Annotated in this window: 3 protein-coding genes; all 3 read left to right on the forward strand. The window is 52.8% G+C overall.

The window, feature by feature from the left end; translation table 11 throughout:
- The first annotated feature begins 73 nt into the window (after positions 1-73).
- The 3 genes from DW091_RS00595 to DW091_RS00605 all read left to right on the forward strand — a co-directional run bounded on the left by DW091_RS00595 (position 74) and on the right by DW091_RS00605 (position 17,242).
- The gene (locus tag DW091_RS00595) at positions 74-15,949 is read left to right on the forward strand and encodes an Ig-like domain repeat protein (protein ID WP_118517120.1); all 15,876 of its coding nucleotides are present in this window, start codon (positions 74-76) and stop codon (positions 15,947-15,949) included.
- Positions 15,950-15,999: 50 nt separating this feature from the next.
- On the forward strand, positions 16,000-16,566 hold the full coding sequence (locus tag DW091_RS00600; RefSeq protein ID WP_118517121.1) for a phosphohydrolase: 567 nt from the start codon (positions 16,000-16,002) through the stop codon (positions 16,564-16,566).
- Positions 16,567-16,699: 133 nt separating this feature from the next.
- Complete coding sequence (locus tag DW091_RS00605) at positions 16,700-17,242, forward strand: hypothetical protein (protein WP_118517122.1); 543 nt, start codon at positions 16,700-16,702, stop codon at positions 17,240-17,242.
- Positions 17,243-17,336: the final 94 nt, after the last annotated feature.

Consider the following 17,336-nt stretch of genomic DNA (forward strand, 5'->3'; position numbering starts at 1 on the left):
AAAGACGTATGTATTAATTAGAAAACAATTCAAGGATTTTAACCATAAATTAAATGGAAGAGAGAGGAAAACAATGAAAAAGAAAGAAAAAGAACACGCAATACTAAAACGCGTTATCGTCATGCTTTTGGTGGTTTCTTTGCTTTTGAGCACCCTGCCCGCCAGCGTGCTGGCAGCCGGCGGCGCGCGCCTGCAGGCAGCTGTAAAGACCATGGAAGAAAACACGGCGCCAGACCCGGAAGCCACCCCCGGCCCCCAGGAGGAGCCGGACACCGCCGAGCCGGAAGCCACAGAGCCGGAGACCACCGGGTCCGAGCCAGCCGAACCAGCACCGGAAGCCCAGGCCAAAGAAGCCGCTGTGGCCACTCAGCAGGATAAAGCCGCCGAAGCCAAAGCCCCAGAGGCCGACCCGGCGCCAGAAGGCGAAATCATGAGTGTATCCAATGCCCTGACCGTGGCGGAGTCCCCCCAGACCCAGGACGCCGAAATCGGTGAGAGTGTGGTTCTTGCGGCCAAAATCGAGGCCCAGAACCCCGACGGCGTTACCTACCAGTGGCAGTGTAAGGAAGGCGGTGACCTTGGCATAGAGGTGCAGAGCACCGACGAAGCCTTAGAAAAAAAGCAGAACGACCTGGCCATGGCCGAATCCATCGACCTGACCGGGATCACCGGCGATGAGAGCGAGGAAGCCGCCAAGGCCGTGCAGGAAAAGGAAAACGCCATCCGCGAGGCCAAAACACGCCCCATCCAGCCCGATAACGAGGGCTGGAGCGACATCCCCGGCGCCAACGATACCCAGCTGGCCGTAACCCTGGACAGCGAAACCGCCGGCGCGCCCATGAGCTACCGCTTGGTGGCCTGCACCGCCGACGCCGCCATTGCCACACCGGCGGCCATGGTCCGCACCAACAGCGATTTCGCGGGCGGCACCGGTACCGAGCGCGACCCCTATATTATCGCCACCCACCAGCAGCTGTGGAACCTGCATAAGTATGAGGGCACCGCCAGTAAAGGCAAATACTGGCGGTTGAAGCCGGCCCAGGGAAAAGATCTGTCCACCGACAGGATCCCCATCGGAAAGCAGGGGCAGCCCTTCATGGGCACTCTGGACGGCGACGGCTATACCATAGAGGGCGAAGACCCAGGTACAAATGACATGTATGATACAGCATACGTGCCCATTCCGGGCTACAATAAAAACGGCAAAGAGATTACGGCCTACGGCTGCGCCCTTTTTGGTTTTTTAAAGGACGCCACCATCGTCAACCTAAATGTCCGGAGAATCTCCTCTGGCAATGTTTCGGTCGGCAAGGTTTCAGGGACCAATGTGTCCATCGCCGCTGGCGCCCAGCTGGCAGCTGCCGGCGAAAATACCACCATTGAGAACTGCTACACAGAGGGAAACTCGATTTATAACAATAAGTTTCTCGACGGCGAATATACATTACCATTTTTATGGATTAAAGAGCAGATCAATGTCTACCGTTATATGCTAGGTGGCGGGATTGTGGCCTGCGGCGAGGTGGGGGACGGCTACTCGGTTCGTTTTACCGGGACCATTGCCAATTCCCATACCATTCCCTGGCTCAGTTGTATGGGTGGTAATATTTTTAGAAGTTTTACATCGACAGGGACCATTCATCCGAACACCTCACTGGATCAAAAATACCGCCCCAGACTCGTAAATGTTTACAGCAGTAAAGGACCGCTTGATTTTTTTGATCAGGATAAGATCACGCCCGGAAGTACTCGGATTGACGCATACGGCTGGAATCCGGTAACCGACCAGTTTAACGACTATGTGGTCAAGGGGGATAAGCTTCTTAACTACTGGAGCAACAGAGGCATCCATCCCGAGATTAACACCCGTGGTGTGCTCGACTTTACCGTGAGCGATTATATAAAAACCTATGACGGCAGCGTCCAGAAGGCCATTGTCAACTGCGCCTGGAAAGAAACCCAGCGCGGCCGCGACTGGGACTACAGCTATAAAAAAGATAATGGCCAAGGCGAAACCGTGGACGAGGACAGCGTCAAGCTGCCCGGCACCTACCTCATCGCCTTCGAGGAAAAAAACCGGGATTACCATTTAGGCAAAGTGTCCAGCTGGCTTCCCGACTGGGCCGCAAACCCCGACAACGCCCGCCTTATTGTCAACCCCATCGCGGATAAGACCGCTCCGGTATGCGGCGTCGTCACCTATACCGATGAGGAGGGCGGCAGCTACCAGCCAAATACCTGGACCGATAAAGACGTGACCGTCACATTTAACATCGACGATTTTACAAAGGGTGGCAATTACAACACTGTGTGTGATAAAACCCCCTATACCGTAGACCAGGAAGGCAACGAGGTGAGCGGGATCGGGGACAAGGGCGTTGTCATTAAAGACGCCAACGGCACAGTGCAGAACTATACAAAAGATGGCAATAACTACACCGTCACCCTGAAGGTGGATGAAGGAAAGCAGCTGACCACCACCCTTGTGGTCACCATGACCGACAAAAAGGGCAACACCAGCATGCAGACCACCGAGCCCATTAAAATTAATAAAAGCGCCATTAAAATTGAAGTCACCGGCCAAAAGGATAACGATGAACAGGCCACCATCCTTTCGGGCGGCAGCGCGGACGCGGGCTATAGTTTTTTTGCCCAAAACCGCATCCGTTTCGATGTCAAGGCCGAAATGGACGACAACAGCCTTTATGTAGACAGCATCCGCTATAAATTTGTGCCAGTGGGCGCAGTGGCAGACACAGTTAAGTGGGAAACCACCGATTTTACAGATCACCAAAACCCCCACAGCATTAACATGACACTGGAAAACACCTTTGACGGCACACTGCACATTAACGCCACCAGCGTTAACGGCAAAAGCGTGGATGTCAGCTACAAGGTTATGCTGGAGAAACACCAGCCCAGCATTATAAGTATTGCATACACTGGCTATAAAGGGCAGGGCGAAGGCGGCAGCGCCGATAGCCAGCCCGCGACTGCCTATAAAAATAACGAAATCTACCACAAGGCGGATTTAAACATCAGCTATGAAGACCCAGAAGCCGAAAAATCCGGCATCGCCAAGGCTCAGGTCTACCGGGCAGACAATAACGAGCTGCTGGCCGAAAAGGTCATCTCCGACACACCCGGCGGCCAGGGCCCAGTGCAGGATACCGTTACCCTTACCTGCGGCCAGACCGGGAACTACCCGGTAAAAGTCCTGCTCACCGATAAAGCCGGCAACGAAATCGCCCAGACCAGCGATACCTTAAACATCGAGGCCGCCGCCCCGGCGGTGGACGTCACGTGGACCGCGCCGGTTGACGGGAATAAATTCGGCTTTGACAGCTGGTGTGACCAGAACGCCACCGTTACCCTGAGCACCACCAATAGTACCGACATTGCCAACAAGGTAGACTATTACTACCGGCGGGCAAAACGGGATACGGTGATCGACAGTGAGCCGTGGGTAAAAATAAACGCCCAGCCCCTGAGCCCCACAGAAACATTAGACTACACCGTCACCGACGATGGCAAGTGGCGCTATCAGTTTAAAGCCACCACCCAGGCCAATATCTGTGGCAATGCTATGGACAAGAATATTTATATTGACCGCAGCCCTCTGGACACCGTGACCCTTGCGCCCCAGGACGTGAGCACCACAGATAACACCGATGTGCAAACCGAGCCCAACGGCAGCGGCTGGTATACCGATGCAGACCGCGCCCTGCAGGTGCAAATGAGCCTGGCCAACAGCGGCGAGAGCAAGATTACCGGCCATTATACGCTCACATACCAGCCGACCGAAATTGCAAAACCGGAAGAAATAAAGCTAGTGAAAGAAGATAAATTCAGCACCGAGGTCGGTAAGGCAGCCACCAGTATCACAGTGCCTTGTAAAACAGGGGATAACAAGGCCGAGGACGGCGTCTATACCTTTACGGTTTATACTGACACCGAATCTGGCCGCGGTAGCGTCAAAAAGGTCTACACCTATAAGGTGGACCGTACCCTGCCGATCCTAAACCCCAGCTGGTTTGTGGATAAGGAAAACAGCAGACAAAAATTAGCTGGCTGGACCGATCAGCCAACGTCAACCACCGGCACTCACTATCTGTTTTACAAAAATCAGCCGGGCCGGCTGGAAATCGACGCTGAGGATAATACCGCGGGACTGGATAAAATAGAATACCAGATCTGTAACGACATCACACAGCAGGATACGCCCGCCGACGGCGTGTGGCAGGTGTACGACGCCGATAATATGCCCGTCTTCAGCCCGCGGTTTAGCGGCAATGTGTTTATCCGGGTGACGGACAAGGCCGGCCATGTGCTGGACCCTGCCAGCGGCAAAGACTACACCCACAGCTCCAGCTTTTATCTGGATGACCAGAAACCCCAGGCCGAGGTCACAGCCGATAAAGATTTAACCAAATGGCAGACCGGCGTCAGCTTTGACGTCAGGGTAAAGGACGCCGAGTCCGGAATTAAGCTCATAGCGCTCAAGGCTGATAATGAAGCGAATGTTTTAGCCACCGAGATTGCAGATATGACAGAGGATAAGTGGAAGACCCTGGGAATTGAGAACTTTAAAGCGACACAAGAGCCCTCCGGTATCTACTCCGAGATCAGCTTTACCTATCATTCCGACACGCCCTCTGTTGACAAAGGAACACCAAAGACCCTGACTCTGGACGTGACCGACAACAGCGGTAACACCGCAGCGCAGATCGAGAAGGAATACAAAATTGATACTGTGGCGCCTGTAGTGTCTGCTGCCTATACCGATAGCAGAGAAAACGGGAAGTGGTACAACCAGGCTCCGGGCTTTAAAATTGAAAATACAAAACAGGCGGTAAACGCTGCCGATGAAGGAAAAACCCACACCCTGTCCGGCGTGCGCTATTACTACAAAACCTGGAAAAGCGGAGATGTAGAGCCAACGGACTGGACCTCCATCAACGATACACCTACGGATAAGTCTGTCGTCTATACCTACCCCGACGAGGCCAATGCCAGCGTACAGTTTCGAGCCGTGAGCGAGACCGGCGCAGAGAGTGTTTCGAGCACCATGTCCGTCCAGGTCGACCGCACCAACCCTGCGGACCCGACCGTGGCCGTGAAAAACGTGGATGGAATCGAAGATCCCGATGGCCAAAATAGCTGGTACAAGGGCGCATGGCCTAGCATCGAGATCATAGACCCAAAATACACCCCCCAGCAGGCCAGTGAGAGCGTTTTTTACAAGCTTTACACCGGCGCCGACGGCAGCAAGGCCCAGACAGCCACCAAGGGGCAGTCCATTTTAAACAGCAGCTTTAACAAGGATGCCAGCTCGCCAAATAGCGGAGCGCCCGGCATTGTAAAAGACAATAACGGGAAAAAGGATAACATCGCCGAAGTGGCGGCCGCCGCGCCAGCAGACCCGGCCGTGATGGCCGAGGGTGCGCGAACCTATGAGGAGCCAGAGAAAAAACAGAGCAATAAGCTGGTAAAATCAACGATTCATGTTTTGAATTTATACCCACAGGGTAAAGGAAGCGATGGGAATCCTAAACCTGACGACACAACGGGGAAAGTGCTGATTAAATGGATGGTTGACCTTGAAGGCGTAGTCGGTGACAAAAATAAAATGGCGATAACAAGTGGAGATGCGAATGGAAATGAGCTTGCATTTACTGTTAAAGCAGACAATGGTGAAGTAATAAAGATGACAATCACGCAAAAATCCGTCACAAATTTTAACGCGTCTCAAAAACCAGAGGATATGCTAAAAAGATCAGACGGATCATATTACGACCTCATCTATCTTGGGGCGATGGACGCCAATGGCTCTCAGGATATCGGGGACAGCACCTTAGGGCCGATTCAGAATTATATGAACGCCGGCAACGGTTTTCTGGTAGGCCACGATGCTTTTTCCTATCAGGCGCCCAATATTGTTAAAGCCATGGAGAGTCTGGCCAATATAACACCTGGCTGGACTTGGAATGCTGACGGCACAAGTAAAAATGATACGAGTTTATACCCAAATACAACCAGTCCAGGCAGTTTTGAGAAGTCAACATCTGCTCAAGTAGTACAATCCGGTAAAATCACAAGCTTTCCCTTTAAAGTAGGCAATAAAGGGATGAATATACCTATCAAAGAAACACACGATATTTATCAATTTGCCAAAGGCGATGTGTGGCTGCAATTTTCAGATGGCACAAATGTTAAGAATTACGGGGTCACAGAGTATAAAAAGGAAAAGGGTACCAGCAACTATTACCTGACCACCAGCGGCAACGTGGGTATGTCTCAGGTAGGCCATACCAACGGGCAAGCGACCGATGAAGAGAAAAAGCTCTTAGTCAACACCATGGTCACCCTGGCCCAGAAACCCACCTCCCAGTTTACCACAGAAAACGGCGAACCAAAGGAGGTGAACGCCATTATCCGTACCCAGGAACAGCTTGAAAAAATCGGTAACATAGCAGCGGGTTACCCGCCAAACGGGCTTTACGTGCTGGGCGATAACATTACCATTGATGGGAGCTTTACCCCCATCGCCAATTTTTCCGGCAGCTTTGACGGCGGCAACTACACCATCACCTCATCCGGTGGGAAGGCGCTGTTCGTGAACACTACAGCAGAGGCTCGCATTATGAACTTTAATCTGGACAACTGCCAGCTGGTCAGCAGTACCAACGCTGGGCAGATCACCAACTGTGCCAGTAAAAACGCCAGCAAGCCCTTAATCGGCGCGGCCAACAGCGGCAATATCGCCTATTGCAGCGTCATAGGCACCAGTCTGTCCCAATGCGGCATCGTGCCCACTAACACAGGCGTGATCCAGGACTGTAAGGTAACTGGGAGCGTCAATGGGAGCGTCACAAGCAACGCAGCCAACGTAGGCGGCATCGCAGCAACCTCCAGCGGTTCTATCCAGAACTGTGAATATGATGGTAATATTGAAGAAGTAGGGTCAAATGGCACCGTGGGCGGCATCGTCGGATCAGCCTCCGGCTCCCTGTCGCGCTGCAAGACCAGCGGGTCGATACAGAGCAATTCCACACGTGAGAGCGTCGGCGGCATTGTGGGAGACTACAGCGGAAAATCTCTGGCCGACTGCCAGAGCGACATGAAGGTAGATGCATTATACACCACCAATGTGGGCGGTATCGCAGGCCATCTGTCAAAAAAGGGCAGCCTGAGCAGTTGTAAAAATACCGGATATGTCTCTTCTAATAAAAATGTCGGCGGCATCGTGGGCGTTTTGGACGGGGACACCAGCCTGCGCAACGCCATCAACACGGGCAAAGTTGATGGCTGGAAATATGCCGGTGGCCTGGCAGCCATCAACCGTGGCAGCATCAGCGATTCCAAAACTTTGGGTGCTGAGATTAGCGCTTCGGAAAACGCGGGCGGCGCAGTGGCTCTAAATGACGGCGGCAGCATTGTCAGCTGTTACGCAGATCCCACCAACGGCATTCCCCCTAAGGCGGATGATGTCGGTGTTGCAGGCGGCTTTGTGGGCATTCATACAAACAGCGGCACCATCAACACCTGTGCCACTACAGCCAACAGCTTTGTGGGCACCAACTACAATTCATCCGCCAATCCCAAAATCACGGCCGACGGCGTCTACACGCTGGAAACCTGGGTGAAGGATGAAGCCACCGATATTAAGGATCAAAACCAAAACACCTCCGGCACCGTCAAAAACACCATCATGGTGGATACCCACGGCCCAGCGCCCTTTACCGCCACGGTAGAAAACAATGTATTCACCACCCTGCTCAATAAGCTTACCTTTGGGCTGCTTTTTGACAAAACCACCGACGTGGTGCTGGAAGCCAGCGACGATGTCAGCGGTATGGACAGTATTGAGTATAAGGTGTACGCGACAACAAGCGAAAATACCAATCCAGAAACGGACGCATCAACGCCTGTGGAAACCAAGCGTGTCAGCGGCAAGGATAAGGTAACCTTTAGCATCACACCCAATTTCCAGGGCTATGTGCGTGCCACCGCCACCGATAAGGCCGGCAACACCACCGAGCTCAGCACCGACGGTTTCAGGATCAACTCCACCCTGCCAAGGGTCAAGGCCACTGCGAAAAAAGGCAGCCTTGATTATAATGGAGACTGGTCGAAGGATGCACTTACGGTAACACTGGAATATGTTAATAAGGAAGGCAGCAATGACTTAGTAGGTACTTTCCAGAAGTATCAGTATTCCATCGACAATGGCAAAAACTGGGCAAATGTAGCTACAAACAGCTATTTCAGTGTTTCGGGCAGCGGCACCACCCCGACCCTTACCTTTAAAAACACGACCAGCCAGAATTTTATCTTCCGGGCAGCCATTACAAATAGAACCGATAGTAAAACCGCCTCCGAAACCACGGCCGTCAACATTAAAATTGACACAGAAAAGCCCAAGGTAGAAGAGCCGGTATTGACGGGAACGCCAGTAACGACTAATAATGGCTACGCCATTTACGGCGCCCAGCCAACCCTTACCGTCGATGCCAAAGACCCAGAAGTGTCTGGCCTTATGGACGGTAAAACTGATAATTTCGCCAGCGGCCTGAAAAGCCAGAAATATAAGCTGAAATCAAGCGATACTACAGCCAAAGACTACACAGGCCCTCTGGCAATGAAGGACGGGAAATACGAGTTCAACTTTACAGCCACCGACAACGCGGGGAACGAAGCGAGCACAACAGAAAAAAAATTCATCGTGGACACCATGGTGCCAAATGCGCCTGAAACAGAAGCAAAGGCCGGCGCCGTGATCTATAACGGCAGCTGGACAGCCGATAGTGTGACCATCACCGCCAAAACTAAGGATACAATTACGCCGCTCTCCGGCTACAATGGGAACGGCATACAGTATGCCCTTTACAAGGACGGTGAGCTAAAGCAAGACTGGAAGGACTATAACGGCACAAGCGTAACCATAGAAGCATTAGAGAACGGCAGCAATGACGGCAGCTGGAGCGTCTGCTTTAAGGTGGTTACCAATGCCGGGCACGAGAGCGCCCAGAGCGTGGTAAACGTCAATATCCAGAAAACAGCGCCCACCATTTCGGTCGGCGTCAGTGGAACATGCAGTGAAGGGGCCGATGCCCAGCCGGCATGGACTAACCAGCCGGTGACCCTGGAGGCTGCCACCAACGGCAGCACCCTGTACCAGAAAAAAGGGACAGGCAGTTACGAGGTATGTAAAGATACCAGTGGCCAAAGCACCACCCACCAGACAGTCACCGTCAATACCGATGGCGTGACCACCTACCAGTTTAAGGGGGAAAGCAAATCAAAATTAGAGAAGGTGAGCGATGTCTATAATATCGCCCTGGACCAGAAAGCTCCGGATATACCAAAAATATCCTTTACAAAGGACGGCGTTGATACCACACTGGAGGCTGCTACCAGCAGCCAATGGTATCAGGACAATGAGCGAAACACCCTCAAAATTACCGACCTCACCAGTGACACAGGTGACTATAGCCCAAGAACCCTAAAATACCGTGTCTACAAAAACGACGCGACAGTGGTTCCGGATTATACGAAAGCCACCGGGACAATAGCCAATATCAATGATACCAACATCACCGAAAGCGGCACCTGGATTCTGGAAGCCTATACCGAGGATGCGGCCGGCAATGCGTCGGCAGTCAACCGGCAGGTTTTTAATTATACCAAAAGCGACAACGTGCCCACCATCACCATCGGCTATGATAAACAAAAGGTTACGGAGCTAAGCGACAAGACACCGGTTTATAAAGGTGCGGTCACAGCGACCATCACCGCCACCGATGATCTGGTCGGCATTAAAAAGGACAGCCTGAAGTTTAAGCTCGAGCCAGATGAGGGAACCAAGCTGCAATACGGTACCCTGACCCGTTATACGGGACCAGAGGAGATTGAAAACTTTAAGGGAACAATCACCGTCGAGGTTACAAACAACGCGAACCAGACAGCAATGCTCACCCAGCGCATCTGCGCCGACAGCCAAAAGCCCAGCGTTTCCATTCGCGACGCGGGTAATAAGAAGGAACGCCAGTGGCAGAAGGAAAGCTTCTCGCTGCAGGTAAGCGGCGGGGAGGATACCAAATCGGGTTTTGCCAAATACCAGTATTATGACACAACAAGTAAAACATGGGTCGATTTTACAGAGAGCCACCGCATTAATGATAATCTTGACTATTTATGGAACAATGTAAAATACGACGTTACCCAAAACGGCAAAACCCTTGTGCGGGTGCGCGCCGTCAACAACGCGGGCATCGAAGGGGACGAAGCCACCTTCGAGGTCTGGAAGGATGACACCACTGCGCCCATCACCATTCAGGTCAAGTCGGACCTAGTTGGAGATAGAAATTGGAGCAAAAAGGTTGAATTTACACCAAGTATTCAAGGCACAATGCCACCCTCCGGTGTGGATTATTATTACCGCGCAAGCGATACTGATCCCTGGCGCAAGCTGACCGGGGCCAGTCTGGCCATCCGTCAGACAACGCCGGCCGCCGGCCAGGCATACACCTTTAAAGCAGTCTCTGGCACTGGCAACGAATCGGCCTTCGTGGCTGCAACCGCCTATATCGACGGCGAAAAGCCAAAGGCACCGCAGCTGTCCCGGAGTCTGGAAACCCCGGACGGCGACAACGGCTGGTATGTCACCAGTCCAGAGATCATCATTACCGAGGCTGCTAAAGACGCGGGCCAAAGTACCACAGGCTTAGACATCGACGACGAGCTGCGAAGCAAGGTGCAGACCGAGTATCAGCTCACTGCGCCACAGGCTCAGACGGCTAATCAAAAGTCCTGGCTGCGCAGCCGTGCGGCGGACACCGCCACCCAAACCTGGCAGCAGGGCGATAAAATTACCTTTACAGGAGATGGCAGCTTTGATTTCATGACCAGAAGCAGGGACGCGGCGGATAATCTGTCGGACCTGACGAAAAAAGAAACCATTAAAATTGATACAGCCAATCCAACGCTGGAAGGAAGTGATATTACAGTCAGCCGTGTAAGTGACGGCGGGCTGTTAACTAAAATTTTGTATAACGACACGGTGGAGGTCACCGCCAAAGCTGCCGATGTGGGGTCTGGTGTCAACCAGATCACCTATCAGCTGGGTAACGATGAAACCACCAAAAAAACCCTGACCGCGGACGGCAACGGCAGCGTCAGCTTCCGGCTGTCACCCAAACAGGGAACACCATTAAATACCAGTCTTAAGCTCATAGCCACCGACCTGGCAGGCCGTGAGAGCGCTCCGGTTACAGTGGATAACATTCTGCTGGAGGTTGAAAAGCCTGAAGCAGCAGTGAGCCCCACCGCAACCCCCAACGCCCAGGGCTGGTATAAAGGGGAGCTGCCCTATACAGTGGAAGTGTCCGATAAGGACGCGGGCCTGCAAAGTGTTAAGGTGACCGCGAACCAAAATGGTACAGAAACCGTGATTGCCGATGAAAACATCGACGAGACAGACAGCAAAGCTACCCGGCAATATAAGGGAACATTGACAGCGAGCGGAAATGCCCAGACAGTTACCATTGCGGCCACCGACCGCGCGGGCAATACCCAGACAATCGAAAAGCCCTTTAAGCTGGAAACCAAAGCCCCAGACCTGGGCGTAAGCTTCAGCCTGGTGGACTCAGGCAGTACGGCCTACAGCGGCGCTACCAGCTACGACGTCCAGGCTCAGCTCAGCTATGACGAGCCGGTCTCCGGCGTCGAGGATTTACAGGTCAGCGCCGATAACGGAAAAACCTGGTCCTCGGTCAGTGACGCCCTGGACAAAACACATAAGATTACCACAGAAACCAATGCCGAATACCGGTTCCGTCTGGTGACCAACGCGGGCAATGTCTCCAATGAGACTGCGCCGCAGCAGATTGTGATCAGCCGGAAAATGCCGGATCCGGCCAGCATCGAGGTGAAGGATAAAAAAGGACAAATCATGAGCGGTACCTGGAGCAACCAGGATCAGACCGCGATCATCAGCCTGCCAGCCTGCAGCGATGCGGGCGTACAGGCAGCCGCCGAGTACCAGTACCGTACCCTGAAGGACAGCACGGAGGATGCTGGCCGCACAGGCAGCGAAGCGCCGCAAGGCACTGCGCAGCAGATTGCGCTGGCAGACTTTACAGAGGAAGGGTCTTATACCATTAAGACCTGGGGACAGCAGAAGGACAGCGGTCTGAAGGACGAAGCGAACCTGTGCGAAGCGCAGGTGCTGGTGGATAAAACCCCGCCGCTGGCGGATAAGAGCAATGTTAATGCTGCGATGGACAACGGCCTTTTAAAGGCAAATGTTTATGTGTTTGACAGCCTGAGCGGCGGCGGAAGCGTGGACTATACCCTCACCCGGAGCGGTGTGGAATCTTCAGTCCAAAACGCGTCCTGCAGCCAGACGGGCGAAGCGAGCATCGACATCGGTGATCTGGCCCCTGGCGACAAGCTAACAATTACAAAGCTCTATGACAAGGCTGGCAACAGCGCAGACATGACAGCGAAAAATGTGGTTGAGATTCCGGACACCATTGACCTTACCAAAATTACTGTGGGGCTCACCCCGCAGGAAACCACCGAGCAGGACTGGTACCACGGGGCAGCTCTGTCTGCTCTGGCAGACATCAACATTGAGGGTGGCACTAAGCCTGAGGATATTAAAGACGATGCCGGCAATGTGGTCAAAACCTATCCGGCGGACAACAGCCTGACAAAGCTGGAGGTCACTTATCCGGATAACTCGGTAGCGATACTCGACTATACCCAGCCGGACAACAGCGGAAAAACTGAGGAACAACGGCTCTTAGACAATATTACAGGCGAAGGAAAAAATCTCAGCTTTAAGGTAAAAGCCTATGACGCCTGGGACAACAGCGCCGAGGCCGAATGGATTTACCAAAACGACGCCACCCCGCCGGACAAACCCGAGTTTAAACTGACAACCAGCGACGGTGAGGTGGGCACAGACGGGAAAACAGACAAAGAAGTTACGCTGACGGTTAGCCCTGACACCCAAAACGAAAACCCGGACGATCCGGATAAAATACAGACCTCGCCGCTGCGCGACTGGCAGTACAGCCTGGACGGCGGCACTAGCTGGAGCGAGGCATACCCCATTACCGATCAGCCCCAAAGCCTGAGCCGTGTCATTGCCGGCAAGGGATTTATGGACACTGACGCCATTGTGGTAAGGGTGACCGACCTGGTGGGCAATATCGGCGCAAACAGCGATGCCAAGAGCCTGCACGTCACCGATACAAAGGCCCCTGTGGATCTGGGTATTACCGAGACAGACGGCACCAGCCCGGTGGACAGCGCCTGGGACTGCCGCAAGGCAGACCGTGTATTAAAGGTGCACGCCACCGACCCGGCAGATGGTGTCATCAGCCTTGGCCTTAAGGAATGGAACTACAGCCTTGACAATGGAAACACCTGGCAGGCTGCCAACATTCCCTGGGACGAAACGGGTGAGAACAATATCACCATCGTCGATGACGGTATTTATAACGTGATCTTCAAAGTCTGGGACAAAGCCGGCAATGAGTCGGTGCTGGACAAGGCGGCTGTGGTCAAAAAAGATCTGACGGCTCCTGTGATAGAAGAACAGAAGATTCTGTTTGAACAGAAAAAGGGCGCGGACAACTGGATCAAGGCAGCCATTCACTGGCTCAGCTTTGGCAACTTCTTTAATGACAGCATCCGTGTAACGGTGCCAGTTACAGACGCGCTGAGCGGGAACCATTCCCTTAGCTACAGCGTTGGAGATACGACAACAGAAGTCGTTGTAAATGATGGAAAAGCGGTATTTACCATTCCGGTAAACGCGGCCAAGGACCAGACCCTTCAGGTTTCGGCCAAGGATGTGGCGGGTAATGTGTCCAGTACACTGCCGGTCACGGGTGAGGGAAACACTGCCCAATGGACCGTGGAAAACAGCGGGCCAGTCATTGGTGACAGCGTCACCGATACGCCGGCCAATGCCGCGGGATGGTACACCCAGGATATCCCTGTCAGTATTCCTGTTGAGGATGCAGACAGCGGCCTGGCTGCCATTACCTGGCAGCTAAATGATGAACCAGAACAGACGGTGATGCCGTCTGAAAACGGACGAAAGGATAAAGAAACCATTGAGGTGACCGTGACCCAGGACGGTGTAAACACCATAAGGGTAACGGCCACCGACAACGCGGGCAACAGCGAAACCCGGGAGTACAGCTTTAAGCTGGATCACGGTATGGAGCTTACAGCCTATATTACCGAAACCACCGGCGAGCCGGTAGATGCAAACCGCTGGCGTGGTGGAGACACCGTTAGCCTCAAAGCCAACATGGCAGCGGGCCAGAGCGGCATTGCCACCTGGGAATATACCCTGGACGGCGGCCAGACCTGGACCGACCCCAGAGCATGGGGCGATGAAAATATCCTCGAAATTAAGGAGGACGGCGTCTACTGTCAAAGTGTGGACCGCCAGGTGGTTGGGAACCTTATCGGCATTCGTGTGACGGATGTGGCGGGTAACCAGACCGAAAGTCCTTACGAATCCATTAAAAAGGACAATGAAGCGCCGGCCTTTGCCGCTGTCTATATGGATGAAGCCAATGGAAACACCCACGAGACTGTGCGCTGGCATAAAGAGGGAAAACCGAGCGTGCGCCTGGTTCCAGAAATGGAGCCGGCCGAAAAGGCGCCGGTAACCCACACCTGTGTCCTCAACGATGAGCCGGTGGTGTTTGACAGTGAAGCAGAGCTGAGAGAAATGCTCAGGGAAGGCGAAAACATCCTTCGTGTTTACGCAAAGGACGCTGCCGGAAATGAAGCAAAAGAAGGTGATCAAAACTATATTGAGAGAGTATTATATATTGACACGGAAATGCCGGAAATCGGCGAGGTAAGCTTTAAGGACAGCGGCAATAATCCGCTTGAAAAGCTCATCCACTGGCTAAGCTTTGGCAATTTCTTTAACGAAGCAGTGCAGGTGACCGTACCGGTAACGGATACGACCAGCGGCTGCGAAACGCTGTACTACAGCCTTGACGGCCAGACCAGGGAAATCTCCGTAAAGGACGGAAGGGCAAGCCTTGAGATCCCCATGGATACAAACGCTTCGCTCAGCTGCTATGCAAAGGACATCGCGGGCAATCGCTCTAAGACGCTGTCCATTGGTAAAGAAAGCGGCAAGTGGGTCATTACCGACAAAATCGAGATACCGGATCTTTGGATCAACGGCGAGGCCGCCCTTGGACAGTGGTATAATCAACCGGTTTCCTATGAGCTTCTTGTAAGCTGTCCGGAGGCGGGCATTAACAGTATTGAGCAGACCATTGATAAAGGCGAACCCGTTATCCTTCAGGAAGCCCTGTTTTTGGAAAGCCTTATTCCTGAATACCGTGTGACCGGAGAGCTGGGCGACGATGGGATTCATCAATTGCAGCACAGCATCACCGATCATGCTGGAAATCAGACACAGAGAGAGGATATTATCAAGATCGACCAGACAGCGCCTAAGGGGTTAAAAATAACCGGGGCGCCCCAGAATGGGGAGATTCTGGAACCGCAGACCTTAACGGTCTGGGCCGATGACAGCATAGAAGGCATTGACACCAGCGGCCTGAAGGAATGGTCCTACACCCTTGACGGTGGAAAAACCTGGACAGAGCCGCAGCTCTGGAACCAAAATAGACAGAATGACATAACCGTTAAGGACGCGCGCGCCTATGATATTTCCTTTAAGGTTTGGGATCATGCCGGAAATGTCAGTGAGCTGAGTGCGACTGAAAGTGTACGGTTTACCATTGCCAGCGATAATTCATTCAATGTGGTGAACCCTGTGACAGGGCTGTATTTTACGACAGTCCAGCTGATGGGATTAGCCGGATGCTTGATCGCGGTTTTGGCAACGCTGCTGCTAAGCTTGGCTTGGCGCCGTAAAAACAGGCAAAAATAACAGCGCTGCCTTGTCGAGTGATTGGCAGGAGCGGCTGAAAAGGAAATGAAATGGAGCAAAATAACCAGGCTTATCTCGGGCTGCGCCAGGCCCTTGAAACTGCCGTAGAGGCTATGGACCCGGAAATCCGGGCTCATAGCCTGCGGACAGGTCAGCGTATGGAGACTTTACTAAAAGAAATGGGCCGGTCTGATTTGTTAGACCTTTGGACATGGGGAGACCTGTCTCCCCTTAATTATCATGATCTGGGAAAAAAACCCGGTGAATATGGGGCAGCACACGCAGAGGCGGGTGAGATGTTTTTTAAACGCCTGCATCGGCTTTTTTCCCAAATAAGCGGCCAGGCAGCGATCTTTACGAGCATCGCCGCAGATGTCTGCCACTATCATCACTGCTATTATGGCGCGTGCCGGTTTGAATCGGTCAGCGGTGGTGATATCCCGCTGGCAGGCCGGGTATGTGCTGTGGCAGACGCCTGGGACAATCTGGCGCTGGACGGGCTGAGGCCCAGCCAGATTTTAGCCAGTCTGGAGCCGCAGAGCGGAGGCCGGTATGATCCGGAGGTTATCGAGGCGTTACGGCGTTTTTATGAACGCCACGGCGCGCTGGAATTATAAAATATCGAATAAAGTAATTACCATAAAATGGGACAACGGCTGTCACCCATCAAAACACCGAAGGCCACATACGCACACGCGTATGTGGCCTTCGGTGTTTTTTGCTTAAAGAACCTAAAAAAAGGAGAAAAAAATGGTACTGGCAAAGTATATGAAAATCCATGAGCTGGATACAGATCTGGAAACCTATTTAAAAAGACATCCCGAGCTTTTTGAGGCAGTGGATACCGGCTACCAAACCAGAGATGGGCGCACCCCAGAGGCAGAGCTGATTTATCACGGACACGAGACACACACCTGCCGCCACTGCGGCGGTGTCCTTAAAAAGAAAACCATGGGCTTAAAAAAGAAGAAAAACGGCCTGCGCGTTGTCAACGGTTATGCCAAAGCCGTAGAGGACGCCAGCGGCAGGCTTTATATTATCTGGGTGTGTACGAGAGTATGTGAGCGCTGCGCCAAAAACCAGCGTGTGCTGCCCGTTTTTGCGGCGCGCTGGATGCGCAGCACCCTGTTTACCATTGGACAGACGCTTTTGCATTTATTTGCAAACGATGAGCAAAACGAAAAGCCCTTAAAACCAAAATGGAACCGCCCATGGCTTACCATGCCCTTTTACGGGGAGATGAGCACTGTATACCGATGGCGGCAGAAAATAAAAATAATTTTTGATTTTTAATAATAAAACGACGTTCGTGCGTCCGTTAAAACCATAAAAGCCTGTAAGATAGAACCATCAGCAGGCGTAAAAACAAACACAGCCTGCTGAAATA

This window comes from Eubacterium sp. AM05-23 (assembly GCF_003477535.1).
GTDB lineage: Bacteria > Bacillota > Clostridia > Eubacteriales > Eubacteriaceae > Eubacterium > Eubacterium maltosivorans.

Bases quoted from the DNA above. Each gene is read 5' to 3' on its own strand.
- DW091_RS00605 (WP_118517122.1), top strand. From the start codon at position 16,700: ATGGTACTGGCAAAGTATATGAAAATCCATGAGCTGGATACAGATCTG.
- DW091_RS00595 (WP_118517120.1), top strand. From the start codon at position 74: ATGAAAAAGAAAGAAAAAGAACACGCAATACTAAAACGCGTTATCGTC.
- DW091_RS00600 (WP_118517121.1), top strand. From the start codon at position 16,000: ATGGAGCAAAATAACCAGGCTTATCTCGGGCTGCGCCAGGCCCTTGAA.